The organism is Aquirufa avitistagni, assembly GCF_042715545.1.
Classification (GTDB): domain Bacteria; phylum Bacteroidota; class Bacteroidia; order Cytophagales; family Spirosomataceae; genus Aquirufa; species Aquirufa avitistagni.
Window position 1 is genome coordinate 188,836 of sequence record NZ_JBBKXZ010000003.1, and the last position, 23,348, is coordinate 212,183.

Consider the following 23,348-nt stretch of genomic DNA (forward strand, 5'->3'; position numbering starts at 1 on the left):
AATTAATGGCTATGTTCAAGTCCCTGAGCACTTGGGATTTGATTAAATTCAATCCCTGATTTCTTCTCATCCTTAAAGGCCTCTTTCGGCTTGATGCTCAAAATTTGGAACAACTCTTTATCGGACTTTGCATCGGGATTAGGTGTGGTCAATAACACATCTCCTGAGAAAATTGAATTAGCCCCAGCCATGAAGCAAAATGCTTGGCCTTCGTAATTGAGTTCTAAGCGTCCGGCCGACAAGCGAACCGCTGATTTTGGCATCATAATACGTGCCGTCGCAATCACGCGAACTAAGTCCCAAACTGAAGCCGTCTTTTGATTTTCGAATGGAGTTCCCTCTACTGGCACTAAATTGTTTACAGGCACAGAACCAGGGTGCTCTGGCAAATTAGCTAACGTCAACAACATCCCAATGCGATCATCAATTGACTCACCCATGCCAATAATTCCACCTGAACAAACGGACAATTTAGCTTTGCGTACATTTCCTAAGGTTTCTAAGCGATCATCGTACGTACGCGTTGAGATAACATCATCGTAATATTCCTCACTCGTATCAATGTTATGATTATATGCATATAAACCTGCATCTTTCAGTTTTTGCGCCTGATCCTCTGACAACATACCCAGCGTACAACAAACCTCCATACCAAGGGAATTGACACCCTTAACCATAGCTAACACGCGGTCGAAATCTTTGTTATCACGAACCTCACGCCACGCAGCACCCATACAAAAACGAGAACTACCATTCTCCTGCGCACGAACAGCCGCTTGAATCACCTCCTCATAAGGCAATAATTTTTGCACCTTCACATTGGTATGATAACGCGCTGCTTGCGAACAATAAGAACAATCCTCTGGGCAACCACCTGTTTTTATTGACAATAAGGTACTGATTTGCACCTCATTGGGATCGTGGTGCTGACGATGCACCGTCGCAGCTTGATATACTAAATCCAAAAACGGTTGGTTGAAAATTTGCTCAACCTCTTCGCGTGTCCAGTTATTTCTAATCATCTTTTCAAATTATCTAATCTAATTCAATCATATAAGGCATTAAAGCCAAAAATCCTTCTCTTTTCTTCATGCGATCCAGCTCCCAAATAGACTTCGTCCAAGGCATGTGCTCCTTTACAAAGCGCTCCTGCATCGACGACTCTGAAAATGCAGATGAAACAAGTTCATCTACAAATGATTTGGCTTTCGGGTATACCTGAACTTTATAGGATGCAGGACGTATGCGTGCACGATCTGCAGCAATTTCAATTGCCCTATTTAAGCCACCCAACTCGTCTACCAACCCGATTTGCTTAGCCTGAACTCCTGTCCAAACGCGTCCACCAGCAATTGATTTCAAACGAGCTAAGGACATTTTACGACCCGCCGCAGCTTTCGATGTAAATGATTCATACCCTTGATCCACCATACGCTGCACAACTGATTTTTCAAAATCAGTTAACGTGCTTGGCGAGCTTAAAAAGTTCGAGTGCGCGTGGGTATTGACATGGTCTTGGGTAATCCCTAATTTATTTTTGAAGAAATTATCCAGATTCAACCATTGGGCAAAAATACCGATTGAACCCGTAATGGTCGTTGGCTGCGCCACAATCACATCTGTGCCCATGGCCATATAATAACCGCCAGAAGCCGCGTACGTAGACATCGATGCAATCACCGGCTTAACTTTCTTGGCTAATAAAATTTCGCGCCACATGATGTCAGAAGCCAAAGACGATCCACCCGGCGAATCAATACGCAAGACAATTGCCTTCACTGATTTATTGTCACGCAACTTGCGTAGCTCTTTGACAAAATCATCTGAACCAATCGTCCCCTCACCCCCGCGTGTACCTACAATCTCGCCTTCAGCTACTAATACAGCAATTTTAGCTGTCCCCTCTACCTCGGCAATTGGATTTTTAGCTTTTAGGTAATCTGCCAACTTCACATAGTTTAACTCCTCCTTGGGTTTCTTTTTCGTTGCTAATCGCAATTGGCCTTCAAATTCATCCCAATATCCTAATGAAAGCAAGCCAGCTTGTTGTGCCTTAGCTGGATCCATCGCCTGTAATGAATCAGCAATGGTGTTCAAACGATCCGTTGACATGTTGCGACTCAACGAAATCTCCTTGAAAATTTGGGTATTGATCGATTGAATAAACGAAAGCGTTTGCATGCGATTTTCGGGACTCATGTCTTCGCGCAAGAAAGGCTCGACAGCTGATTTGTATTGACCCACACGAAAAACAAGAGGTTCAATTTCCAGCTTATCAAATGCACGCTTAAAGAACATATACTGCACTGAAATTCCATTAAAATCAAGAATTCCCGCTGGATTCAGATATACTTTGTCGGCAACCGAAGCTAAGTAATAACCCTTCTCTGAATATGAATTCGCATACGCATAAATGAATTTCTTTGACTCCTTGAATTTACTTAACGCATTCCGAATCTCAGACAATTGCGCATATCCAGCTAATGGGAAACTCACATCTAGGTAAATACCTTTTATGTTGGGATCTACCCGCGCGCGCTCCAATGCAGAAAGTACCTGAATGAGGCCTAACTTATCTGTGTTTGAAAAGAATGGATTAGGAATGTCGCTTAATGGGCTATCCTCAATGGAAGCATTTTCTACGATAGGCCGATTGAAATCTAATTTAAGAATCGAATTGTCTTTGACTTCATATTCGGAATCAGAACTACTGACTACAGAGCCTACACCTACAACTATCAGTAAACTGATGAACAAGAACAGAAATAAACCGAAAACGGTTGCAAACGAATATTTAACAAATTGCCACATCATGTATCATTTTAGAAAGCACGAATTTCAAAATCATTCTGCAATTATGGTAAAAAATAGGTCAAATGGCCTATCCAAAGTTTTTACGGTAGTCTTCACGCGACTGACGAATAACTTCATGGGCAATTTCCCGTCCATATACATCGTCGATATCTACCGCGCTTGAAGTTGTCTCACCTGGCAACATCTTATAGGTCCAGAAATAATGACGCAAACGTTGTACAATATCTTTAGGTGCATCCGAAATATCACGCCATTTGCCATAAATAGGATCATCCTTCAAAACTGCAATAATTTTGTCATCCGCCTCTCCCTTATCGATCATGCGTATTCCTCCAATTGGAATCGCTTGACATAAAATATCTCCATGGGTAATCGCACGCTCAGAAAGCACCAAAATATCCAATGGATCACCATCCCCTTGTGTAATATCCTTTCCTGAATATTTACGTGCCAACTCCGCAATTCCCTCTGCACAATACGTTTGTGGCAAAAAACCATACAACGCAGGAACAATATTTGAGAACTTCTGCGGGCGATCGATTTTTAAATATCCAGTTTGCTTATCAATTTCATACTTAACGGTATCCGTGGGTACAATCTCAATAAACGCGGTTACTTGTTCAGGCATTTGTTCTCCTATTTGGATTCCATGCCAAGGATGTGCTTTAAAAAAGTTACGATTCATTTGATTTTTTGTTTACCCAACTTAGGTCAATTCAGGGCGCAAATTACAAAAAAATAAGGAAATTCCGGCGATTGTCCTTCAATTCATCGGCAGTATCCGCTATGCATTCCATGAAAATTCGCTAAATTTGGCGTTTGATTTTATACGCCCATGATATATCCAATCATTCCCTATGGAGACCCTGTCCTTCGTAAAGTTGCCCTGCCGATTGAGTTTGGCAGTATGGATTTGGTGAAACTTTCCGCAGATATGTTCGAGACGATGTATGCGGCAAGCGGCGTAGGCTTAGCTGCTCCGCAAATTGGCATGAATATTCGCCTTTTTGTCGTAGATGGAAGACCGATGAATGAGGGAGAAGAGGATGAAGACATAGACACATCGTTGATTGACTTCAAAAAGGTATTCGTAAACGCAACGATCCTGGACGAAACTGGCGAAGAATGGGGATTCGAAGAAGGCTGCTTATCCATTCCAGGTATTCGAGGTGAAGTATTTCGCCCAGAATATGTCAAAATACATTATTGGACCGAGACGGGCGAAGAAAGAACGGATGTGTTCGAAGGCCTGGCTGCGCGTATCATCCAACATGAATACGATCATATCGAAGGCATTTTGTTTACTGACCACTTAAATGTGGTACGCAAACGGATGATTAAAAATAAATTAGGTGACATTACCCGCGGAAAGGTTTCTGTCGATTATAAAATGAAATTCCCCCGCTAATTCTCTACAATGAAGATTTCTATCAATTGGTTACGCGATTTTATTGACCTTTCTAAACTTCCAGAAAAAGGTAGTCCGGAGGAACTAGATGTCCTTTTGACCAATACCGGTCTGGAAGTAGAAGGTATCGAAGCACACGAGAAAATTCCTGGTGGCTTACGCGGTTTTGTGGTAGGCGAAGTGCTCACCTGCGAGAAATTTGAGGTAAAAGAAAAGACACTAAGTCTGACCACCGTAGATGCTGGTCTAGATGAAATCTTAACAATCGTTTGTGGAGCTGCCAATGTGGCCGCAGGGCAAAAAGTAATCGTTGCCACTCCTGGCACAACCTTATTCGACCAAGAAGGGAAAGCCTTATTTACGATCGAAAAACGCAAAGTATATGGCCAGCCGTCTGAAGGCATGATTTGTGCCGAAGATGAAATCGGTATAGGAACGTCACATGATGGCATTTTAATCCTAGATACCGATATGCCAAACGGCACGCCGGCTTCAACCTATTTTAACATTGATTCCGACTTAGTATTGGAAATTGGTCTTACGCCAAATCGTGCTGATGCGGCTTCGCATTGGGGTGTTGCCCGTGACATCAAGGCAGTTAGCGGAATTGAGATTACGTTACCATCGGTAGATTCTTTAGAAATAAACTCCAACGAATTTCCGATCGACGTACAAATTGAAGATGATGGCTGTGGTCGCTTTTGTGGCCTAAGCATCGACGGCGTGACAGTTGGCCCTTCCCCTGAATGGCTTCAAGAGCGCCTTTCGGCAATTGGGCTACGCCCGATCAACAATATCGTGGATATCACCAATTTCATTTGTCATGGTCTGGGTCAGCCGATGCATGCCTATGATTGGGCACAAATAAAAGGTGGAAAAATCGAAGTAAAAACAGCGATTACAGGAACGAAATTCACCACATTAGATGGCCTTGAACGTACACTGAAAGGTGAAGAAATGATGATTTGCGATGGTTCGGGACCCATTGGAATCGCAGGTGTCATGGGTGGAGATCATTCGAGTATTCAACCTGAAACAACGCGTGTATTCTTAGAAGTAGCTTACTTTAAACCAGAGCGCGTACGAAAAGCGGCTCAGCTGCATAGTTTAAAAACAGATGCATCATTCCGTTTTGAACGCGGTACCGACATCGAAGCGAAATTATTCGCCTTGAAATATGCAGCAAAATTGATACTTGAATTAGCAGGTGGAAAGATTGCTTCCAACATCGTTGACTTGTATCCAAGTCCAGTTGAGCTTGCTAAAATTCCTGTTTCGATTGCTCGGGTGCACCAACTCATGGGTGTCAAATTAAGTGCAGATCGCATTAAAGAGATTTTAGTCGCCCTAGACTTTGGTATTGAAAATAATCAAGCAGATGGTTTCACTGCAGTTGCTCCCGCCTATCGTGTGGATGTTACGCGTGAAGCAGACATTATTGAGGAAATTTTGCGTATTCACGGGTTGGATAACATCCCATTATCGGAACATCTGAGTGCCCATTTTATTTCTGAGTTTCCGTTATTGGACAAAGAGAAGGTCCAACAAACCACTGCGATTAGTTTGGCAGCGAAAGGATTCCAGGAAATTATCAGCAATTCATTGACCAAGGGAGAATACCATCAATGGATTCAGAAAGATTTGACTTTTGAAACGGTCGACATCTTAAATCGCTTATCAGAAGATTTAGGCGTAATGCGCCAGCACATGGTTTTTCACGGATTAGAAGTGCTTGCGCACAATATCAATCGGCGTCAAAAAGATTTAAAACTATTTGAATTTGGCAAAACCTATCATAAAAAAGGCGCCAAATACATCGAAAAAAGACATTTAGTTCTTTTCACAAGTGGTTTACAAGATGGGGAAACTTGGGCACAAGCTGCTCAAAAAAGCCAATTGCATCATTTGTATACAACAGTCATTAATACCATGAAGCAATTAGGTGTCGGGCAATTTGAAACCTCGACTATCGAAAATTCAGATGTATTTGCTTACGGTTTACAAATTTCGGTAAATAAAAAAACCTGTGTACAGGTTGGCCTAATCCATCCAAAACTTGCTCAAAAATTCGATGTCAAACAAGAGGCATTTATGGCCGACTTTGATTGGGATTTCTGGGTGAAACAAGAGAAGGGTAATTTTGTCTATCAAGAAATTTCTAAATTCCCGGAAGTTCGCCGTGATTTATCGCTCGTACTTGACCAAAGCGTAACGCTCCAAGCAATTCAACGCGTTGCCGAACAAACAGAGAAAGCTATATTGAAAAATGTATCTGTTTTTGATGTATATGTGGGCAAAAATCTAGGCGAGGGCAAAAAATCATACTCGGTGAGTTTCATTTTGCAAGACGAAAATCAGACCTTGACCGACAAGGTAATTGACGCTACGATGGATCGCTTGATTACGCGTTTCGAAAAAGAGCTGAACGCCATTATTCGAAAATAGCCTGGCGATGAAAAAATCAGTATCCCTACTTTCGATCGGTTTTTTCATCGGGCAAGCCGTGCTATATTTCGTATACATCAATCGGTTTAGCTTTCACTTTCCGGTTCAAGATGATGTAACCCTCATTGAATTTATCCACGCCAAAGAAGCAGGATCAGACTTATTCAATCAATTGTTTCGTGTCGACAATGACCATGCGATTGTTATTCCACGTGTTATCACTTGGGTGAATCAACTACTTCATGGCTCAGTTAATTTTAAACAACTTATCCTGTGGTGTGCACTGACATTAATCGGATGTTTTTACCTCTTGTTTTCGCAATTCCAAAAATTAAAAATCACTTTACCTTATTTCATTCCGGCAGGGTTTTTACTGTTCCAACCGCAATTCTTTGAAGTGTCTAACTGGGCCATTACAGGCTTGCAACATATTAACATTGCCTTGTTCGTATGCCTATCACTCATTGCGCTAGAGAAAAACCAATTGAAGTTAGCCTTTCTATGGGCGATTTTAGCAGGTTTTACCTTTGGTAATGGCGTTGTACTATTCGTCGTACTGGCTATCTATTTCATTTTCACCAAACGCTTCAAAGAATTTTTCGGTTTGAGTGTTGCACTTGTGTTGTATTTGGCGATTTTACTGCCGCATTATTCATTTGGCCAACAAGCGAAATTTGAATTGCATTTGGGTAATATCATCAATTATGCGCTAGGTATTTTAGGAGCATGTGCGCTAGATTTAACAGGTGGGAATTTACAGGCCGGGATTGTGTTGGGATTCCTCATGTTTGGTTATTGGGCTTACCTGTTTCTATTCAAGAAGGAGCGCGGCTTTTTTGCTTATTTATTTCTATTTATCATCGGAACATGTTTGATTATTGCGATTCCGCGTAGTGCAGACGATTGGACTACCTATAATAGTAGTCGGTATTTCTTATATGCACCCATAGCTTTAATCTGTCTATATGCGATGAGTCTGACTCAATTTCCTCAGTTAAGCCAAAGGATATTTATTGGGGCAAGTGTGTTTTCGTTTGCCTTTTGCTTCATGTCTTATCATATACATACGGCACAAATGGTGGCGAGATTTCAAGTGAATCAGGCTGATAATGATAATTGGATTCGCCATCAGCGCGTGGCAGGAAACGTACCCCAGGTATTTACCAATGATCAAAAAATTGTACAAGATGCGTTTCAGTTGAATTACCTGGATCAGGAGCCAGGAATCTTATCAAAAGAGGAATTGGTGCGTTTTTCGTCCGACACCCCAGTGTGGAAATTAACTGAAAAGATGCTGGTGGAACGCCATGCAAACCCGATACAGGAACGTTCCGGCATTTGGGTCAAACGCTTTGACTATTTACTATTCCCGAATTTTAAAGGAGAGAATTCACTCGATCATGTGTGGTATGTCGTACTACGACATACACAATCTGCCATGTTGTATACGGTGGCAATCAATTTCAAAAAAGGAGCATTACGCAAATGGATGCTTGAAGGGCACTATTTATCTAACTATGGTATCGCCCAAGTGTATACAGATGCCCTTATGCCAGGCAGTTACCAAGTATATCTTGTGGATAGAATTCAAGGCAAAAACACCATGTATCGCTTAGACCAATCCTACGAAATACAACCTTAGGTTAGCGCTTAAACATTCCGCCTAGATTAGGCATTTTCATTTTCCCATCCTGCACTTTATTCATCATGCGCATCATTTTACGCATATCCTCGAATTGCTTCAACAAGTTATTTACTTGCTGAATCGAAGTACCAGAACCTGTTGCAATACGATTCTTACGTGAAGGATTAAGGATATCTGGGTTTTGACGCTCTTTAGCAGTCATGGATTGAATAATTGCTTCAATAGGCTTAAATGAGTCATTTGAGATATCGGCATCTTTTACTGCCTGACCCATTCCAGGAACCATACCCATCAAATCCTTAATATTTCCCATCTTCTTGATTTGCTGCAACTGGGCATAGAAATCCTCGAAAGAGAAATTATTTTGACGAATCTTTTTATTTAAACGGGCCGCTTCATCCTCATCAAAAGCCTGTTGGGCACGTTCTACGAGTGAGAGTACGTCACCCATACCCAAAATACGGTTCGCCATTCGATCGGGATAGAACTGATCTAGGGCTTCCATTTTCTCACCTGTCGAGATGAACTTAATGGGTTTATCTACTACTTGACGAATGGATAAGGCTGCACCACCACGTGAGTCTCCGTCCAATTTGGTTAAAACAACCCCGTCAAAATTCAAACGCTCATTGAATGTTTTTGCCGTGTTAACCGCATCTTGACCCGTCATGGAATCTACCACGAATAAAATCTCTGTTGGTTTAACCGCATCTTTAACCGCCGCGATTTCATTCATCATCGCTTCGTCAACGGCCAGTCGGCCTGCTGTATCCACAATAACCACTTTCTTGCCCATTTTACGTGCATAAGAAAGTGCGTTTTCAGCGATAGAGATTGCATTTTTATTTTCAGGCTCCGCATAGACTTCGACGCCTACTTGTTCCCCTAGAACTTTCAATTGGTCAATTGCCGCTGGACGATAAATGTCGCAGGCAACTAATAGCACATTACGGCCGCCTTTTTTGAGATATTGAGCTAATTTTCCTGAGAAAGTTGTCTTACCTGAACCTTGAAGTCCGGCGATTAATACGACAGCGGGGTCACCTTTGATGTTGATATCTTGTTTGCTCCCTCCCATCAATTGGGTCAATTCGTCTTGAACGATTTTGACAAGCAATTGACCTGGCTCTACGGCTATAAGGATTTTTTGCCCCATCGCTTGATCCTTAATTCGATCCGTGATTTCTTTGGCAACCTTATAGTTTACGTCGGCATCCATTAAGGCCCGACGAATTTCTTTAACTGTAGCAGCGACGTTTACGTCTGTGATCCGACCGTTCCCTTTGAGGGTTCGCATCGCAGAGGTCAACTTGGAACTTAAATTTTCAAACATAGTATCTTAAAAAAGGAATGCAATTTACGATTTTTCAAACAAATAAGTAGCCTAAACAAATCGTCTTATTTTAGCATAGCATATCATGGTAATTCCGACCTGAGATTCCCAACATGCACAATGGCATGCGAAACATGCTGGTGCAATTTTCAAATGACAACATGCTTCAAAAAAAATATAAGTAAATACTGCTAGATTAGTTCATAATAATGAATTCCTATTTACCTTTGCAGGATTATTTAGGCAGAGCCTGAATCTGTTATACGCAAAAAATAATTTAACGTTCAAATGGAAAAAATTAAAGTTGCCAACCCAGTCGTTGAACTCGATGGAGATGAAATGACACGCATTATTTGGAAGTTTATCAAAGACAAATTGATTCTTCCATATGTTGATGTAGATATCAAATACTATGATTTAGGTGTAGAATACCGCGACGAAACGAATGATCAAGTAACAGTTGAGGCTGCTGAGGCAATAAAAAAATATGGCGTTGGCATCAAATGTGCAACCATCACACCAGATGAGGCACGTGTTAAAGAATTCGATTTGAAGCAAATGTGGAAATCACCAAACGGAACGATCCGTAACATCTTGGATGGTACTGTTTTCCGTGAGCCAATTGTTTGTGCGAACGTTCCTCGTTTAGTCCCTAACTGGACTGCGCCAATTATGATTGGTCGTCACGCATTTGGTGATCAATATAGAGCAACTGATTTCGTTACGAAAGGAAAAGGAAAATTAACGGTTTCTTTCCAGCCAGAAGATGGTGGTGAAGCACAAACATTTGAGGTGTATAACTTCAAAGGTGATGGTGTTGCCTTAACGATGTACAATACAGATGAGTCTATCAAAGGATTTGCACACTCATGTTTCAACATGGCATTGAGCAAAGGATGGCCATTATATTTGTCAACAAAGAACACGATCTTAAAGAAATACGATGGTCGTTTCAAGGATATTTTCGAAGAAATTTACCAAGCAGACTACAAAGCACAATTTGATGCAGCGGGTATCGTTTACGAGCACCGTTTGATTGACGATATGGTTGCTTCTGCGTTGAAATGGAATGGAAATTTCGTTTGGGCTTGTAAAAACTATGACGGAGATGTGCAATCAGATACGGTAGCACAAGGTTTTGGTTCATTGGGCCTAATGACATCTGTATTGATTACGCCAGATGGAAAAGTTATGGAAGCTGAGGCAGCTCACGGAACGGTAACACGCCACTACCGCGATCACCAAGCAGGTAAGCCTACGTCAACCAACCCAATTGCTTCTATCTTCGCATGGACACGTGGTTTAGAATTCCGCGGAAAGTTAGATAATAATGCAGCCTTGATTAATTTCTGCCAAACATTAGAAAAAGTTTGTGTAGAAACTGTTGAGTCAGGCAAAATGACTAAGGATTTAGCCGTTTGTATTCACGGGAATAAAGTGAGTCACGGAGAGCACTATTTATACACAGAAGAGTTCTTAGAAGCCTTAGACACCAACTTGAAAGTAGCATTAGCTTAATTCAATATAGTTCTATTCAAAAAAGCCATCTGTTTGTTGACAGATGGCTTTTTATTGTCTTCTTATTCGTTGACCAGAATCGATCGAGTATAGGATGTTCCCGAACTAGTCGCAAGTACTAATTTATAAAGTCCTTTGCCAACGGCCCCTGAGGGTAATAAAAATGCGCCATCAGTCGGAATAACTCCTTGTAATACTAATCTACCATCCACCGCATATAAGGTATATACCGCCCCTTTCAAATCAGAAACAGACTGAATGATAGATCCAGGGCTTACCATGGGATTAGGGTAAAATGACATACCTCCATCTGCTGGCAAAATATAACTTAAATCTGCAGCCGTGGATAAACACGTGATGGCAGGGGAATATTTCTTTGCTGCATAAACAGAATAGGTGCCGCTAGCATTAACGCGCAACTGACTACCCGTTTCTGTTAATATGCGTCCATCTTGCTTCCAAATGTATTCGGTTCCAGCTGGTTTCTGCGTCGCTGCTATAAAATAAGGACTCGCTACAGTTAAGCTTGGTTTAGCAGGCAAGTCCAGGAATGACACTTGCACAGGTGCAGATAATGCTGATTTACAACCTAGACTATTTGTCATTGACACGGTATAGGCCCCAGAGTTTGTTACTTTGATCACTTTCAGCGTATCGTTTGTTGACCAACGGTATGAACCGGAACCACTTGAGACACTTAATTCAACAGATCCACCTTGGCAGGCAATCAACTCACCTTTTGAGGTCACAACTGGAGTCTGTGGGGGAGTCAGATTGGAAATCTCAAACGCAGGCACGCTAAACTCATTTCCAAGTGCATCCTCGAATCGAAGTGAATATTTCCCGGGACTTAACGTTTGCTTTGTTGACTGCGTACTAATCACAGATTCAGAAGTACTCAGCCACTGTGTTTTGGCAAAATTCGATTTGGTGGATACAACAAGTTCATTGGCTGGACCACATTGCAGCATGATTGATGGTAATAAAGCTGGTAAAACAGGCTTTGAATTTGCAAAAAAGGAAGCATTTAATTTATCCTCCCACAGATCAGCTAATTGGCTATATGCGTTTGGCGTAAAATGGACACATGAAGCGTAGATATCATTTGCACGAGGGATCTCTACCTGATCTGTATTGGGACCACTGTATAATTCTGTAAAAATTCCATCGGTAAGCATTTCTTTTTGCCCTGCTATGATTTCGGGATTCCACAATGGTGTTGTACACGTGCCATCAACGATTCCTGGAAATCCATAATAAGCCGTAGCACCGAACGAAACCTCACTAATCACCCAAGGAATGGTCAATCCCGTTTGCCTGCGTAAGGTTTCAATCACCTCAACAAAATATTTTTTGTATTGTACCTTATCTACTTTTTTATGATAGGTATCTGACTCTCCTTGATGCCAAAGTATGGCACGCACCCCATTTTTCACTCCATATAACTCAGACGCTCGTTTGAGATTGTTGTAAGGAAATCCAGTTGCAAACATTTGACCAGCCGCCCATGGATTTTCAGTCGCCAAACCTCTTGAAGATTCTGCCCAATTTTGCATACTTGTACCCAGCCAAGCCACATTAATAAAGCAAACAGGCACATTGAGTTTGGTGACCAGAGAATCCCCTAATTTGGCCCAATAATACTTAGATAAACCTAAGGGACCAATGGTGGTTTGGTCAGACATTTGTGCAAAATCTGTAAATGGAAAATCGGTTGTTAGATTTTTCAATAACCGATGATCCGGATTTTGATTATACTCTGTGAAAAAACTGTAGACATTGGCACAAATAACACGATCATCTACTGCACCCTTTTCTCCTTGTCGCCACATGGTACCTTGCGCATTCGACTGACCTGCAATAATAAAATTTTCACCCACTCCCACACGTGAGAGTGATGTAGAATCCAATGCCTTGCCATTCACCAAACTACGAATCCAAAGCGTATACCAGCCGCCCTTTGCCTTAACCTGTCCTTGGAAAAGCCCACCTGCTGGATTTGCATCTAATGAAGTCCAATTGACCAAAGTTCCTTGGTTGGCCTGAACGGGCACCAACTTAACCTGCACGGAAGTCGCGGTTGTCACACAATTCCCTAAAATAGAGAAATTGGCCTCATTCGCGTTATTACGCTGAAAAACTTGTCGGTTATGTGGGTAACTTATCGTTACCTGCGCTGTGATGAGCGAGGGTAATAAACAAAAAAATATACCTAAAATTCGTTTCATCCTGAGCAATTGTGACTGCTAAATTACCAATTTTACCTAAACACTTAACCCTAAAAAGAAAAAAGTCGCACCGAATTAGTATTCGGCACGACTTTAATCAAAAAACAGTTAAATTATTCTCCTACTACAGAGAATGCAACTTTATGCTTAACTTCTTTGTGAAGGTCAAGTGTTGCCGTGTAATCACCCGTCATCTTAACTTCAGCATCAAATGAGATCTTCTTACGATCTACATCAAAGCCTTTTTCCTTCAACATTTCAGAGATCTGAATGCTTGTAACGCGTCCAAAAATCTTACCGCTATCACCCGCCTTCGCAGCAATAGTTAATTTCATTTCACCAATCGCAGCTGCCAAATCAAAAGCATCTTGACGAATTTTCTCCACTTTGTGAGCCGCCTGCTTAATGTTTTCCGCTAATACTTTACGATTGGATGGAGTTGCCATGACAGCAAATCCTTGTGGGATAAGGTAGTTACGACCGTAACCAGCTTTCACAGGAACGATGTCGTTCTTGTATCCTAACCCAGCAATATCCGTTTTTAATATAATTTCCATCTTATTTACCAATCAAATGTTTATCAGGTTACCCCAGTTTATTTCAAACCATCTGCCACATAAGGCATCAAGGCTAAGTGACGTGAACGCTTAATTGCTTGCGCCACACGACGTTGGAATTTCAAAGAAGTTCCCGTAATACGACGAGGTAAAATTTTACCTTGCTCGTTTACCAACTTCAATAAATAGTCTGGGTTTTTGTAATCAATATAATTAATGCCCGCTTTCTTAAAACGGCAATATTTTTTGCGATTACTATTCTTATCTACAGGTTCGTTAACTAATGTCATCTTATGCTTCTGTTTTTTCTGGTTTTCTACCTACTAAACCTTTTCTCTTTTTCTCATTGTACAATACCGCGTGCTTATCTAACGCAGTCGTCAAGAAACGAATTACTTTTTCATCGCGCTTGTATTCAAGCTCTAATTTCGCGATTAACTGAGGATCCGCTGCAAATTCAAATATTTGATAGTAACCTGTGTGCTTGTTTTGGATTGGGTAAGCCAACTTACGTAAGCCCCAAGCATCGTCGTGAACGATTTGCGCACCGTTATCTACCAACACTTTTTTGAATTTTTCAACGGCGTCCTTTGTCTGTTGCTCAGACAAAACGGGAGTTAAAATGAACACCGTCTCGTAGTTTTTTAATTGCATACAAAATTGTTGTTTAAAAACTTAAAAAAAATTTGGATTGCAAAAGTATGAAAAATACGTAACAATCAAAAACTTACAAGAAATAAAAATGAATTATCGAACTTCGAACGAGCCCAATCCAATTAAAAATCCTTCTGCATACAACTCAATTTCATGCCTACCCTCGCGGTAAGCATTTGGCCGTGCATAAATAAACTCCACCGACTGGTGATTATTCTCATAAAAAATACGCTGCTTAGCCGTGTAGGTAAGCTCCTTCCCTTTAAACACGATTGAGCCAGAACCCAAGGCGTAATCTGATAAAGTAACTCCCGTAGGCTCAATAATGCGCAAATAGATCGTCTTAATTTCTTTGTTGGCCAACGGATTCGTCTGTAAATGAAACATAACCCGAATCTTTTCAATGCGTTTCGCCTTTTGGTTGGATGCCCCTGATTCCTTGCCGCGTGATGAAATAGCATATACATTGACACCCTCCGCACGCAATGCAGCAGCCACTGTAACCTTATCAGCTAATTCTTGATTGCGAACTTCAAGCACGCGCGAGCGCTCACTTAACTCCTTCTGTTTTACACCAAAAGTCAAACTCGAGTCCCGCAATGCCTTTTGAACATTCGTCAAACCATCTTTCAAGAGCTGCGCCTCCCGACTCAATGAGTCATTTCGCGCAAGCAAAACACCATTTTCCCGACGTAATTTCTTGATTTCTTGGTCCTTTTGACCTAATAGACGTAAATAATAAGCTAGTTTCTTTTCGAACTGCTCTTCACCCATTTCCGGATGTTCCTTCAATTCTTTTTGATCCCCCAATATTCGCAAACGCGCAGTTTCCAATTCAGAGACGCGACCACCAAGTTTCTTGATTTGAACCATACGCACCTGCAATTGCTTCGAAATGGAATCCAAGCGCTGTTGCGCATTGGCGACAAAAACTTCATGATTGAAATCCAACCGATACCAGGCAGGACGAGAAATCGTAAGTGCCAAAGACCCGCCCAGCAAAATAACCAATATGGATAATAGCCATATGGTTCGCTGCATACGCTTCTCTTGTTCACTCATGGATTCGGAATTTGTCACAGATATTTCCTTTGTTTAGGCTACGCCTTGAATTCAAAAATAATAAATTAATTTTACTTTGCAATTTTCAACTCACACCCATGTCCATCGCTAGCGAAATTTCACGCATCCAAGCCGAACTTAAACCGTTTTCAACCCGACTTATCGTCGTAACCAAAACGCGAAGTATTGGCGAACTACTTGAGACACATGCGACTGGGGCATTGGATTTTGGTGAAAATCGCGTGCAAGAAATGGTAGAAAAACAAGCGCTACTTCCCGCAGATGTTCGTTGGCATCAAATCGGCCACCTGCAAACCAACAAAGTAAAATACATCGCTCCGTTCATTCACTTAATCCATTCTGTAGATTCGCTCAAGCTACTTACTGAAATAAATGCCCAAGCGAAAAAAAACAACCGCACTATCGACTGCCTGCTTCAAATGTTCATTGCGCAGGAAGAAACGAAGTTTGGTTTAGATAAAGGGGAACTTTTCGATCTACTAAATGACCCATCATTCGCTGAATTAGAAAACATTCGCATTCAAGGCCTGATGGGTATGGCGAGCTTCACAAGCGATCAAACGCAAATTGCACGCGAATTTCAATCGCTTCAAGCTATTTTTCAAGAACTTCAAAAAGAAAAAATCGGGGAGTCAACGGGACTAGTCAACTGGAAAGAACTATCCATGGGCATGTCAGGCGACTACCTATTGGCTGCAGCACATGGCTCAACATTAGTTCGCGTGGGATCTGCGATTTTTGGCGAACGTAAATAAAAAATCCCGATCCAATGGACCGGGATTGAATCTAATTCAATTATATATTACCGTGTCAACGACATAATTTCAAATTCCATGGTACCAGCTGGTGCTTGAATTTCAGCCTTCTCCCCCACATGCTTGCCTAATAAGCCTTTCCCAAACGGAGATGATACCGATATTTTACCTGCTCTCAAATCAGCTTCTTCCTCAGAAACGATCGTGTAGGTTACTTCCATGCCCGTCTTGGTATTTTTAATTTTAACGATAGAGTAAATCGAAACTTTGGTCACATCGATTGTTGATTCATCCAATACACGTGCATTAGCAACTACCGTTTCCATTTTGGAAATCTTTAATTCCAAAAGTCCTTGCGCATCTTTCGCGGCATCATATTCAGCATTTTCACTTAAATCACCCTTATCCCTTGCCTCCGCAATTTGTTTCGCCATATCAGAGCGTCCTTGAATCTTCAAGTGATGCAATTCTGCCTTTAATTTATCGAGAGCCTCTGCTGTGTAATATTGAAAATTTGCCATAACTAAGCGATTTATTTAAACGTATCTAAAAACAAAATAGAACGGCCTCCGACCGTTCTACTTAAAATATTTGTAGTTTTGTTTCGGATTCAGAACTAAAATAAATGTTGTTTAACTAACACGTAATCAGTTTTTTTTGAATCACAAAGGTAAACAAAAAATGTTTCCGAATACCAAAAAACATTTTTTCCATTCCATTCACACGATGCGCATTGTATTTTTCGGCACCCCCGATTTCGCGGTTGCAAGCCTAGAGGCACTCATTCAGGCCAATTTCAACGTAGTAGCTGTTGTCACCGCGCCCGACAAACCTGCCGGCCGTGGCATGCAATTACAATCCTCCGCTGTCAAACAATTCGCCGAAACCCAAGGCCTTCCCATTCTTCAGCCCCTAAAGTTAAAAGACCCCGCTTTTGTCGAAGAATTAAAATTATTCAAACCCGACCTGCAAGTAATTGTCGCCTTTCGCATGCTTCCCGAAGTGGTTTGGAACCTTCCTCCATTAGGCACATTTAATTTACACGGGTCATTATTGCCCAATTACCGAGGCGCCGCTCCGATTCATTGGGCAGTTATCAACGGCGAGACAGAAACAGGCGTTACCACCTTCTTTCTCCAACATGAAATTGATACAGGGGATTTGTTATTCCAGGAAAAAGAAGCGATTTCGCCATCGGACACCACGGGAGACGTATACGAACGTCTCATGCGCAAAGGTGCCAAACTAGTTGTCAAAACAGCGCAAGCCATTCAGGCAAATGACATCCATCCGAAACCACAAGACGAAAGTAGTCCACTGAAAGCCGCGCCCAAACTACACCGTGAAACCGGTCAAGTGCATTGGTCTAAATCCGGACAAGAAATCGTTAACCTGGTTCGCGGCATGAATCCATTTCCAAGTGCCCATACGCAATTCCAAGGCAAAAACTGCAAAGTTCTACAGGTGGAGTTTCATCCCGAAATCATTCCAGATTTAGGTGTTGGGATTTGGGATACCGACCAAAAAACATACCTGCGCGTAGGCTGTGCTGATGGCTACATTAACATTCTTGAATGGCAAATGGAAGGCAAGAAAAAAATGAAAATCGACGAATTTTTGCGCGGGTATTCCTTTACTTTTTAGACGCAAACTCCCAGCGACCTAAATCATAATAATACCCATTCTCACCTTGCGGCTGTAAATAGACCCATCCCTTTTGAGAATCTGCCACCACTGAAGCTGCTTCGGTATGCGACTGATTTTGAGGTGGAATGCGCGCCACTTGACAAGCACAAATTTGGCCTAGTTTTAAGCGATTTAAGGTTACCAACAATTCTTTCGTATCCTGAACATGCTCTGTTCGACCCGTCGCATAAATACGCGCATAATGATCCCGATATTTTTCAAACTCAAAGGCCAATAATGGATATTGCCTAACCAAAGCAGCACTGTTGGCAAACCGCTGCACATGTCCCGGATCCGGGAAACCCAAAAAATCTCCTCCCCAATACAACCCTAGTAATTTAGCCTCCTGCCCCATCTGCGTGTACCGCGGACTTCGACGTAAATACCGACCTCGTGAATAGATCCCTACATCCGCCGCTAAATTAAAATTATGAAAGGAAAGCAAAACTTGTGACCGACCCGTTGCCTTCAATTGCTGCTGTCGCTTGAGGTTTCGGATCGCTTGAACATAGCGGGCCGACCAGCCTTTAGCGCGCAAATGTAGCATCAACGAATCTTTTTGTGAAGCAAAAGCCTGAACATCAGCCTGCAAATACGAAAACCACAATGAATCCAATGCCGGATAATCGGCATCTAAACTCGCGACATATCGTCTAGCAACTGAATCGGTGGGCGTGACTTCCAGACCATTAATCTGCAATCGTAAAGGCCCCGAAGCACCATGACTTTGCAAGGTATCGCGCTGCCGATACATGGCGAGTAAATCAAGAATTCCAATGGAAGAAACTGGTTGAGCCCGGCAAAAAATCTGAGTAGAATCTACTTGCGCTTGACTAAACCAAGGCAATAAAAGTAACCCGACAAAAAGAAAATAACGCATTATTTGATCGGAATCACAAGCTGCTCACCGCGTAGTGTAATGTCTTCTTTCTTATTATTCGCCTCCATAAGTGACTTTTTCGACACCTTGTATTTTTCAGCCACCACGCGTAACACATCTCCAGGTCCCACGGTATGCAGCGCTTTAATTTTAACTTTTACCTTAGCCCCTGACTTAATTCCACCTGGATTCATAGCTTTAACTTGGTCTTCCGTTAAGCCAAATCGAGTCGCAATCGAAGATGCTGTTTCGCCACTGGCTATCTGGTAACTGTAAGGTTTACCAGCTGGCTCTACTACAGTAGGTTCCACCGGAACTACTTCCGCCTCAGCCTCTTTCTTTTGCTGAGCTAAATCTACTGATGAAGTATCTGGTGATTTGGTCGAATCTGGAGCAATATCCATTGTTGAATCCACCACCATAGTCGATGCCACATCACCTAAATAAGTCTCATCTTCTTCCAATGCCTTTTCAGCCTTCACTAATTGATCCGTCTGGGGGCCTAAAAAATGCTCATAACCCACAAATACGAGTCCTGCCAAAGTCGCCAATAAAATCATTAAGGTGATTACTGGCAGATTCGAACTAGAGCTTTCCTTAAAAAATGAAAATGGATTCTTCATAAATTACTTTGTCGCTGATTTAGTTTGTTGGCTCATCTCCTCCACCTTTTCTACTAAGTCAAGTTTATAGGCTGCCAACTTAGCTGATAAATCCCCATTAGCTAATGCCATAATTTGCATGGCTAATAAGCCAGCATTCTTGGATGCATTTAAGGCAACGGTTGCTACCGGAACGCCGTTTGGCATTTGTAAGATAGAAAGGATAGAATCCCAACCATCTATTGAATTAGATGATTTAACAGGCACTCCGATGACCGGCAAAATAGTCGCCGAGGCAACCATGCCCGGTAGATGTGCGGCACCACCCGCTCCGGCAATAATCACTTGAATACCTCTTTTTTGGGCATTTTGTGCGTAGTCCAACATCTTTACGGGTGTCCGGTGAGCGGATACAATATCCACTTCGTAGGCGACACCAAAATCTTTACACACTTGGATTGCGTCTTGCATTACTGGCAGATCAGAGCTGCTTCCCATGATAATTCCGACCATATTTCAATATTTAACTAATCACGCGGATTAGGTTTTTAACTTGGTTTGCTTTCTCAATAATGGCGCCTTTTGAATCGCCTAAAATGGTAATATGTCCCATTTTACGGAACGGCTTTGTAATTTTCTTTCCATACAAGAATGGGAAAACACCTGGAATTGCCAAAATATCAGCAAGCCCTTCATATTTGGCTGGTCCCGTAAATCCTTCCGCACCCAGGAGGTTCAGCATGCCTGAGAAACCAAATGACTTGGTACTTCCTAGTGGCAAGCCTGTGATAGCCCGTAAGTGCTGCTCATATTGGGAACTCTCGTTTCCGCGAATGGTTTGATGTCCCGAATTATGCGGACGTGGAGCAATCTCATTGATTAAGACTTGCCCATCTTTTGTCAAAAACATTTCGACCGCCAAGACACCTACTAACTCCAATGTATTGATTAAATCTACGGCAATCTTTTCAGCTTGCTTTGCGATAGTTGTTGTTATTTCAGCTGGCGAAAACAAGAACTCCACTAGATTTTGCTCAGGATGGAAAACCATTTCTACAGCTGGGAAAACAGCTGTTTCTCCTTGCGGATTCCGAGCAACAATCACGGCTAATTCCTTCTCAAAATCAACTGCCTTTTCTAATAAGCCAGGCGCGTCAAATCCTTTAGTTACACTTGCGGCATCCGCGATATATTGAACTCCTTTCCCGTCATATCCCCCTTTGCCTAGTTTATGGAAAGCAGGGAGGAAATCAATATGTTGGCTTAATGAAGCCTGATTATCTGTCAAAACAAAATCGGCCGTTGGAAAACCATGATCCTTAAAAAACTGCTTTTGCAAGCGTTTATCTTGAATCATCTGTAAAATATGCGGCTGTGGATAAACTTTCTTTCCCTCTGATTCCAATTGCTTCAAGACCTCAATATTGACATGTTCAATCTCAATACTAATCACATCGTATTTCTGACCAAATTGGTAAACTGTTTCGTAATCCTGAAAAGAACCTTGTTGGAAATTTGGGGTCAATTGATGGCATGAAGCCTCTGCATCTGGATCAAGACATGCGATTTGTAAGTCTAAATCTACAGCGGCCTGAAGTAGCATGCGGCCTAATTGACCGCCTCCTAATAGACCAATGGAAGGCAACGCTTTATACATAAATTGGAATAGAATGGGTAAAATTACGGCTTTTGTTTTACCTTTGGAAATTATTTACCCTCGCAAACAAAGAAATATCCAATGACAAAGCGCACAATGATCCTAATGGGATTTTTAGCCTTCGCAATCGCTAGCCGATTTTTAGTTGTATTCAATCCCGCTTGGGCAAATTTCTCCCCGATCGCTTCCATGGCACTGTTCGCAGGCGCCTATATTTCAAATCGATATCAAGCCATTTTATGGACGATTTTGCCGATTTGGATTTCGAATATGATATTAAATAACGTTTTCTACGGCCAATATTTTGATGGCTTTTCGTGGGGAATCGACTTTGTACAAGTTGGCCTACTCGCACTCATACCATTTATCGGCGCGCGCATCAAATCATTTGGTGGATTTATCGGCGGAAATGTGGCTACTGTTTTAGGATTTTTCATCCTGTCTAATTTCGCTGTTTGGGCGGGAGATGCCATCGGGTATGGTTTCTCAGCTGGAAATGCAGTGGTTTATGCCAAAGATTTTTCAGGCCTAGTGGCTTGTTATGCGAATGCTCTTCCGTTTTTAAAGAATGCAATTCTAAGCCAATTTGTTTTTTCTGCTGTTTTGTTTGGCGGATTTGAGTTGGTAAAATCTAAGAGCTTAGCTTTACAACGATAGAAAATTAGTAACATTAAAAATGCCCGAATTTTCATTCGGGCTTTTTTTTTAATCTTGTTTGTAGACTTTGCCTTCGCGCATCACGAATTTCATTTTTAAGATATCTTCCATACGCTGGGTGGGATCTCCATCCACTGCGACAATGTCGGCAAATTTACCCACCTCAATCGAACCGATTGAATCTGATTGTCCCAATAAATCGGCAGCTGCCACCGTCGCAGATTGAATAGCCTCCATCGCTGGCATACCAGCTTCGTGCATCAATAGAAACTCATTTAAGTTTTTACCGTGACCAAATACACCGGCATCCGTACCAAAGGCAATTTTAACACCTGCCTTATACGCTTTCCCGAATGTAGATTGAATAATCGGCCCAATAGATTCCGCCTTTTTCTTCACCATTTCTGGGTAATAATTAGGGATCTTAGCTGAATCCGCCACAGAACGTCCTGCGATGATTGTAGGCACATAATAGGTTCCATGTGCTTTCATTAATTCCATTACCTCAGGTGTCATGTAGGTTCCATGCTCAATGGAATTTACGCCACCTAAAATCGCACGCTTCATACCTTCAGCTCCATGGGCGTGAGCAGCAACTCGAAAGCCATAATCTTTTGCCGTTTGAACAATGGCACGAACTTCTTCTTCGGTGAATTGAGCTCCCATGCCATCTTTGGCATAGCTTAAGACACCACCCGTAGCTGTGATTTTAATTAAATCAGAACCTTCTTTGTAGCGTTGACGTACGGCTTTTGCGGCATCGGATAAGCCATTTACGACTCCATCCTCTGGACCTAAATCTTTTTTAAATGTCTCATTTAATCCATTGGCATCATCCGCGTGGCCACCCGTTGTCGCGATGGAAACACCTGCCGTGAAAATACGAGGACCATCCACGATACCTCTATTGATCGCATTACGTAAACTGATCACCACATGTGATCCGCCTAGATCACGCACCGTCGTAAATCCAACGTTTAATGTTTTCTTTGCATGCACGAGAGCTTGATAGGCTACGTCACCCGGATTTTTAGTGAATCGATCCAAATACGCATTGGGATTTGTTTCACTTTCCATGTGCACGTGCATGTCTATTAAACCTGGCAAAACGGTCTTGTTTTTCAAATCAATGATACGATCTGATTTGCCAGCGGGAAGATATCCCGCTTGAACACTTTGAATCTTTTTGCCTTCCACAACAATGGTATAGGCAGTTTGCACTTTTCCGGCCTTCACATCAACCAATTTTCCGCAGTATAATAGCGTTTTCTGCGCAAAAAGGGAGATTGGAGACAGCAATGCAATGAGTAAAATCTGTTTCATTTGATAAAGGGTGTTTAAAGTAACGCTGCCGGGGTCTTCAACCCCGGCAGCGTTTACTGTTCCAACAATGCTACGAAAAAAAACGGATTTTTGTATCCAGAAA

22 protein-coding genes are annotated in these 23,348 nt (G+C 41.9%); 7 read left to right on the plus strand and 15 right to left on the minus strand.

Annotated elements, in window-relative coordinates; all coding sequences use genetic code 11:
• Positions 1–2 precede the first annotated feature (2 nt).
• From bioB to U0R10_RS09250, 3 genes are all read right to left on the minus strand, one after another.
• Positions 3–1,022, minus strand: a complete 1,020-nt coding sequence (bioB, locus tag U0R10_RS09240; RefSeq protein WP_377983683.1) for a biotin synthase BioB — start codon at positions 1,020–1,022, stop codon at positions 3–5.
• Positions 1,023–1,035: 13 nt separating this feature from the next.
• Entirely contained in the window at positions 1,036–2,814 is a 1,779-nt protein-coding gene (gene sppA, locus U0R10_RS09245; RefSeq protein WP_377983684.1) for a signal peptide peptidase SppA, read from the minus strand.
• 67 nt (positions 2,815–2,881) lie between these two features.
• Complete coding sequence (locus U0R10_RS09250; protein WP_377983685.1) at positions 2,882–3,499, minus strand: inorganic pyrophosphatase; 618 nt, start codon at positions 3,497–3,499, stop codon at positions 2,882–2,884.
• Between the two features lie 150 nt (positions 3,500–3,649).
• On the opposite strand from U0R10_RS09250, the gene def reads away from it, so the two are divergent.
• From def to U0R10_RS09265, 3 genes are read left to right on the plus strand one after another with little or no spacing between them, the layout of a single operon-like run.
• Positions 3,650–4,222 (plus strand): peptide deformylase, encoded by a 573-nt coding sequence (gene def, locus U0R10_RS09255; protein ID WP_377983686.1) that lies wholly within the window; start codon positions 3,650–3,652, stop codon positions 4,220–4,222.
• A 9-nt stretch (positions 4,223–4,231) separates the two neighbouring features.
• Positions 4,232–6,667, plus strand: coding sequence for a phenylalanine--tRNA ligase subunit beta (gene pheT / locus U0R10_RS09260; protein WP_377983687.1), 2,436 nt, complete (start codon positions 4,232–4,234; stop codon positions 6,665–6,667).
• 7 nt (positions 6,668–6,674) lie between these two features.
• Complete coding sequence (locus tag U0R10_RS09265; protein ID WP_377983688.1) at positions 6,675–8,309, plus strand: hypothetical protein; 1,635 nt, start codon at positions 6,675–6,677, stop codon at positions 8,307–8,309.
• Between the two features lies 1 nt (position 8,310).
• Here U0R10_RS09265 and ffh read toward each other — a convergent pair whose 3' ends face one another.
• Positions 8,311–9,645 carry a signal recognition particle protein gene (gene ffh / locus U0R10_RS09270; protein ID WP_377983689.1) on the minus strand — a complete coding sequence of 445 codons (1,335 nt, stop codon included), beginning with the start codon at positions 9,643–9,645 and terminating at the stop codon, positions 8,311–8,313.
• A gap of 288 nt (positions 9,646–9,933) precedes the next feature.
• Between ffh and U0R10_RS09275 the strand changes: the two genes are divergently transcribed.
• Positions 9,934–11,163 carry an isocitrate dehydrogenase (NADP(+)) gene (locus tag U0R10_RS09275; protein ID WP_377983690.1) on the plus strand — a complete coding sequence of 410 codons (1,230 nt, stop codon included), beginning with the start codon at positions 9,934–9,936 and terminating at the stop codon, positions 11,161–11,163.
• Positions 11,164–11,225: 62 nt separating this feature from the next.
• Here U0R10_RS09275 and U0R10_RS09280 read toward each other — a convergent pair whose 3' ends face one another.
• From U0R10_RS09280 to U0R10_RS09300, 5 genes are all read right to left on the minus strand, one after another.
• On the minus strand, positions 11,226–13,391 hold the full coding sequence (locus U0R10_RS09280; RefSeq protein WP_377983691.1) for a sialate O-acetylesterase: 2,166 nt from the start codon (positions 13,389–13,391) through the stop codon (positions 11,226–11,228).
• Between the two features lie 113 nt (positions 13,392–13,504).
• Positions 13,505–13,948, minus strand: coding sequence for a 50S ribosomal protein L9 (gene rplI / locus U0R10_RS09285; RefSeq protein WP_377983692.1), 444 nt, complete (start codon positions 13,946–13,948; stop codon positions 13,505–13,507).
• A 38-nt stretch (positions 13,949–13,986) separates the two neighbouring features.
• Entirely contained in the window at positions 13,987–14,238 is a 252-nt protein-coding gene (gene rpsR, locus U0R10_RS09290; protein WP_377983693.1) for a 30S ribosomal protein S18, read from the minus strand.
• A gap of 1 nt (position 14,239) precedes the next feature.
• Entirely contained in the window at positions 14,240–14,602 is a 363-nt protein-coding gene (rpsF, locus tag U0R10_RS09295; protein ID WP_377983694.1) for a 30S ribosomal protein S6, read from the minus strand.
• Positions 14,603–14,695: 93 nt separating this feature from the next.
• Complete coding sequence (locus U0R10_RS09300) at positions 14,696–15,664, minus strand: hypothetical protein (protein WP_377983695.1); 969 nt, start codon at positions 15,662–15,664, stop codon at positions 14,696–14,698.
• 98 nt (positions 15,665–15,762) lie between these two features.
• On the opposite strand from U0R10_RS09300, the gene U0R10_RS09305 reads away from it, so the two are divergent.
• Complete coding sequence (locus tag U0R10_RS09305) at positions 15,763–16,440, plus strand: YggS family pyridoxal phosphate-dependent enzyme (protein ID WP_377983696.1); 678 nt, start codon at positions 15,763–15,765, stop codon at positions 16,438–16,440.
• Between the two features lie 47 nt (positions 16,441–16,487).
• On the opposite strand, the gene greA is transcribed toward U0R10_RS09305, so the two are convergent.
• A complete protein-coding gene (gene greA / locus U0R10_RS09310) occupies positions 16,488–16,961 on the minus strand; it encodes a transcription elongation factor GreA (RefSeq protein ID WP_377983697.1) in 474 nt (157 codons plus the stop codon).
• Positions 16,962–17,121: 160 nt separating this feature from the next.
• Between greA and fmt the strand changes: the two genes are divergently transcribed.
• A complete protein-coding gene (fmt, locus tag U0R10_RS09315) occupies positions 17,122–18,084 on the plus strand; it encodes a methionyl-tRNA formyltransferase (protein WP_377983698.1) in 963 nt (320 codons plus the stop codon).
• Here the strand turns inward: fmt and U0R10_RS09320 are convergent.
• From U0R10_RS09320 to U0R10_RS09335, 4 genes are read right to left on the minus strand one after another with little or no spacing between them, the layout of a single operon-like run.
• Positions 18,074–19,006 carry a M15 family metallopeptidase gene (locus U0R10_RS09320; protein WP_377983699.1) on the minus strand — a complete coding sequence of 311 codons (933 nt, stop codon included), beginning with the start codon at positions 19,004–19,006 and terminating at the stop codon, positions 18,074–18,076. The two genes, fmt and U0R10_RS09320, sit on opposite strands and share 11 nt — an antisense overlap.
• Positions 19,006–19,629, minus strand: a complete 624-nt coding sequence (locus U0R10_RS09325; protein ID WP_377983700.1) for a LysM peptidoglycan-binding domain-containing protein — start codon at positions 19,627–19,629, stop codon at positions 19,006–19,008. The genes U0R10_RS09320 and U0R10_RS09325 overlap by 1 nt, the downstream gene beginning before the upstream one ends.
• A 3-nt stretch (positions 19,630–19,632) precedes the next feature.
• A complete protein-coding gene (gene purE / locus U0R10_RS09330; RefSeq protein WP_377983701.1) occupies positions 19,633–20,121 on the minus strand; it encodes a 5-(carboxyamino)imidazole ribonucleotide mutase in 489 nt (162 codons plus the stop codon).
• 10 nt (positions 20,122–20,131) lie between these two features.
• The gene (locus U0R10_RS09335; RefSeq protein WP_377983702.1) at positions 20,132–21,265 is read right to left on the minus strand and encodes a 5-(carboxyamino)imidazole ribonucleotide synthase; all 1,134 of its coding nucleotides are present in this window, start codon (positions 21,263–21,265) and stop codon (positions 20,132–20,134) included.
• Positions 21,266–21,361: 96 nt separating this feature from the next.
• Here U0R10_RS09335 and U0R10_RS09340 point away from each other — a divergent pair, with 96 nt between their 5' ends.
• The gene (locus U0R10_RS09340; protein ID WP_377983864.1) at positions 21,362–21,922 is read left to right on the plus strand and encodes a DUF6580 family putative transport protein; all 561 of its coding nucleotides are present in this window, start codon (positions 21,362–21,364) and stop codon (positions 21,920–21,922) included.
• Between the two features lie 48 nt (positions 21,923–21,970).
• Here the strand turns inward: U0R10_RS09340 and U0R10_RS09345 are convergent, their stop codons facing one another.
• Positions 21,971–23,245 carry a metal-dependent hydrolase family protein gene (locus U0R10_RS09345; RefSeq protein WP_377983703.1) on the minus strand — a complete coding sequence of 425 codons (1,275 nt, stop codon included), beginning with the start codon at positions 23,243–23,245 and terminating at the stop codon, positions 21,971–21,973.
• Positions 23,246–23,348 lie beyond the last annotated feature (103 nt).

Bases quoted from the DNA above. Each gene is read 5' to 3' on its own strand.
- bioB (WP_377983683.1), bottom strand. From the start codon at position 1,022: ATGATTAGAAATAACTGGACACGCGAAGAGGTTGAGCAAATTTTCAAC.
- sppA (WP_377983684.1), bottom strand. From the start codon at position 2,814: ATGATGTGGCAATTTGTTAAATATTCGTTTGCAACCGTTTTCGGTTTA.
- U0R10_RS09250 (WP_377983685.1), bottom strand. From the start codon at position 3,499: ATGAATCGTAACTTTTTTAAAGCACATCCTTGGCATGGAATCCAAATA.
- def (WP_377983686.1), top strand. From the start codon at position 3,650: ATGATATATCCAATCATTCCCTATGGAGACCCTGTCCTTCGTAAAGTT.
- pheT (WP_377983687.1), top strand. From the start codon at position 4,232: ATGAAGATTTCTATCAATTGGTTACGCGATTTTATTGACCTTTCTAAA.
- U0R10_RS09265 (WP_377983688.1), top strand. From the start codon at position 6,675: ATGAAAAAATCAGTATCCCTACTTTCGATCGGTTTTTTCATCGGGCAA.
- ffh (WP_377983689.1), bottom strand. From the start codon at position 9,645: ATGTTTGAAAATTTAAGTTCCAAGTTGACCTCTGCGATGCGAACCCTC.
- U0R10_RS09275 (WP_377983690.1), top strand. From the start codon at position 9,934: ATGGAAAAAATTAAAGTTGCCAACCCAGTCGTTGAACTCGATGGAGAT.
- U0R10_RS09280 (WP_377983691.1), bottom strand. From the start codon at position 13,391: ATGAAACGAATTTTAGGTATATTTTTTTGTTTATTACCCTCGCTCATC.
- rplI (WP_377983692.1), bottom strand. From the start codon at position 13,948: ATGGAAATTATATTAAAAACGGATATTGCTGGGTTAGGATACAAGAAC.
- rpsR (WP_377983693.1), bottom strand. From the start codon at position 14,238: ATGACATTAGTTAACGAACCTGTAGATAAGAATAGTAATCGCAAAAAA.
- rpsF (WP_377983694.1), bottom strand. From the start codon at position 14,602: ATGCAATTAAAAAACTACGAGACGGTGTTCATTTTAACTCCCGTTTTG.
- U0R10_RS09300 (WP_377983695.1), bottom strand. From the start codon at position 15,664: ATGAGTGAACAAGAGAAGCGTATGCAGCGAACCATATGGCTATTATCC.
- U0R10_RS09305 (WP_377983696.1), top strand. From the start codon at position 15,763: ATGTCCATCGCTAGCGAAATTTCACGCATCCAAGCCGAACTTAAACCG.
- greA (WP_377983697.1), bottom strand. From the start codon at position 16,961: ATGGCAAATTTTCAATATTACACAGCAGAGGCTCTCGATAAATTAAAG.
- fmt (WP_377983698.1), top strand. From the start codon at position 17,122: ATGTTTCCGAATACCAAAAAACATTTTTTCCATTCCATTCACACGATG.
- U0R10_RS09320 (WP_377983699.1), bottom strand. From the start codon at position 19,006: ATGCGTTATTTTCTTTTTGTCGGGTTACTTTTATTGCCTTGGTTTAGT.
- U0R10_RS09325 (WP_377983700.1), bottom strand. From the start codon at position 19,629: ATGAAGAATCCATTTTCATTTTTTAAGGAAAGCTCTAGTTCGAATCTG.
- purE (WP_377983701.1), bottom strand. From the start codon at position 20,121: ATGGTCGGAATTATCATGGGAAGCAGCTCTGATCTGCCAGTAATGCAA.
- U0R10_RS09335 (WP_377983702.1), bottom strand. From the start codon at position 21,265: ATGTATAAAGCGTTGCCTTCCATTGGTCTATTAGGAGGCGGTCAATTA.
- U0R10_RS09340 (WP_377983864.1), top strand. From the start codon at position 21,362: ATGATCCTAATGGGATTTTTAGCCTTCGCAATCGCTAGCCGATTTTTA.
- U0R10_RS09345 (WP_377983703.1), bottom strand. From the start codon at position 23,245: ATGAAACAGATTTTACTCATTGCATTGCTGTCTCCAATCTCCCTTTTT.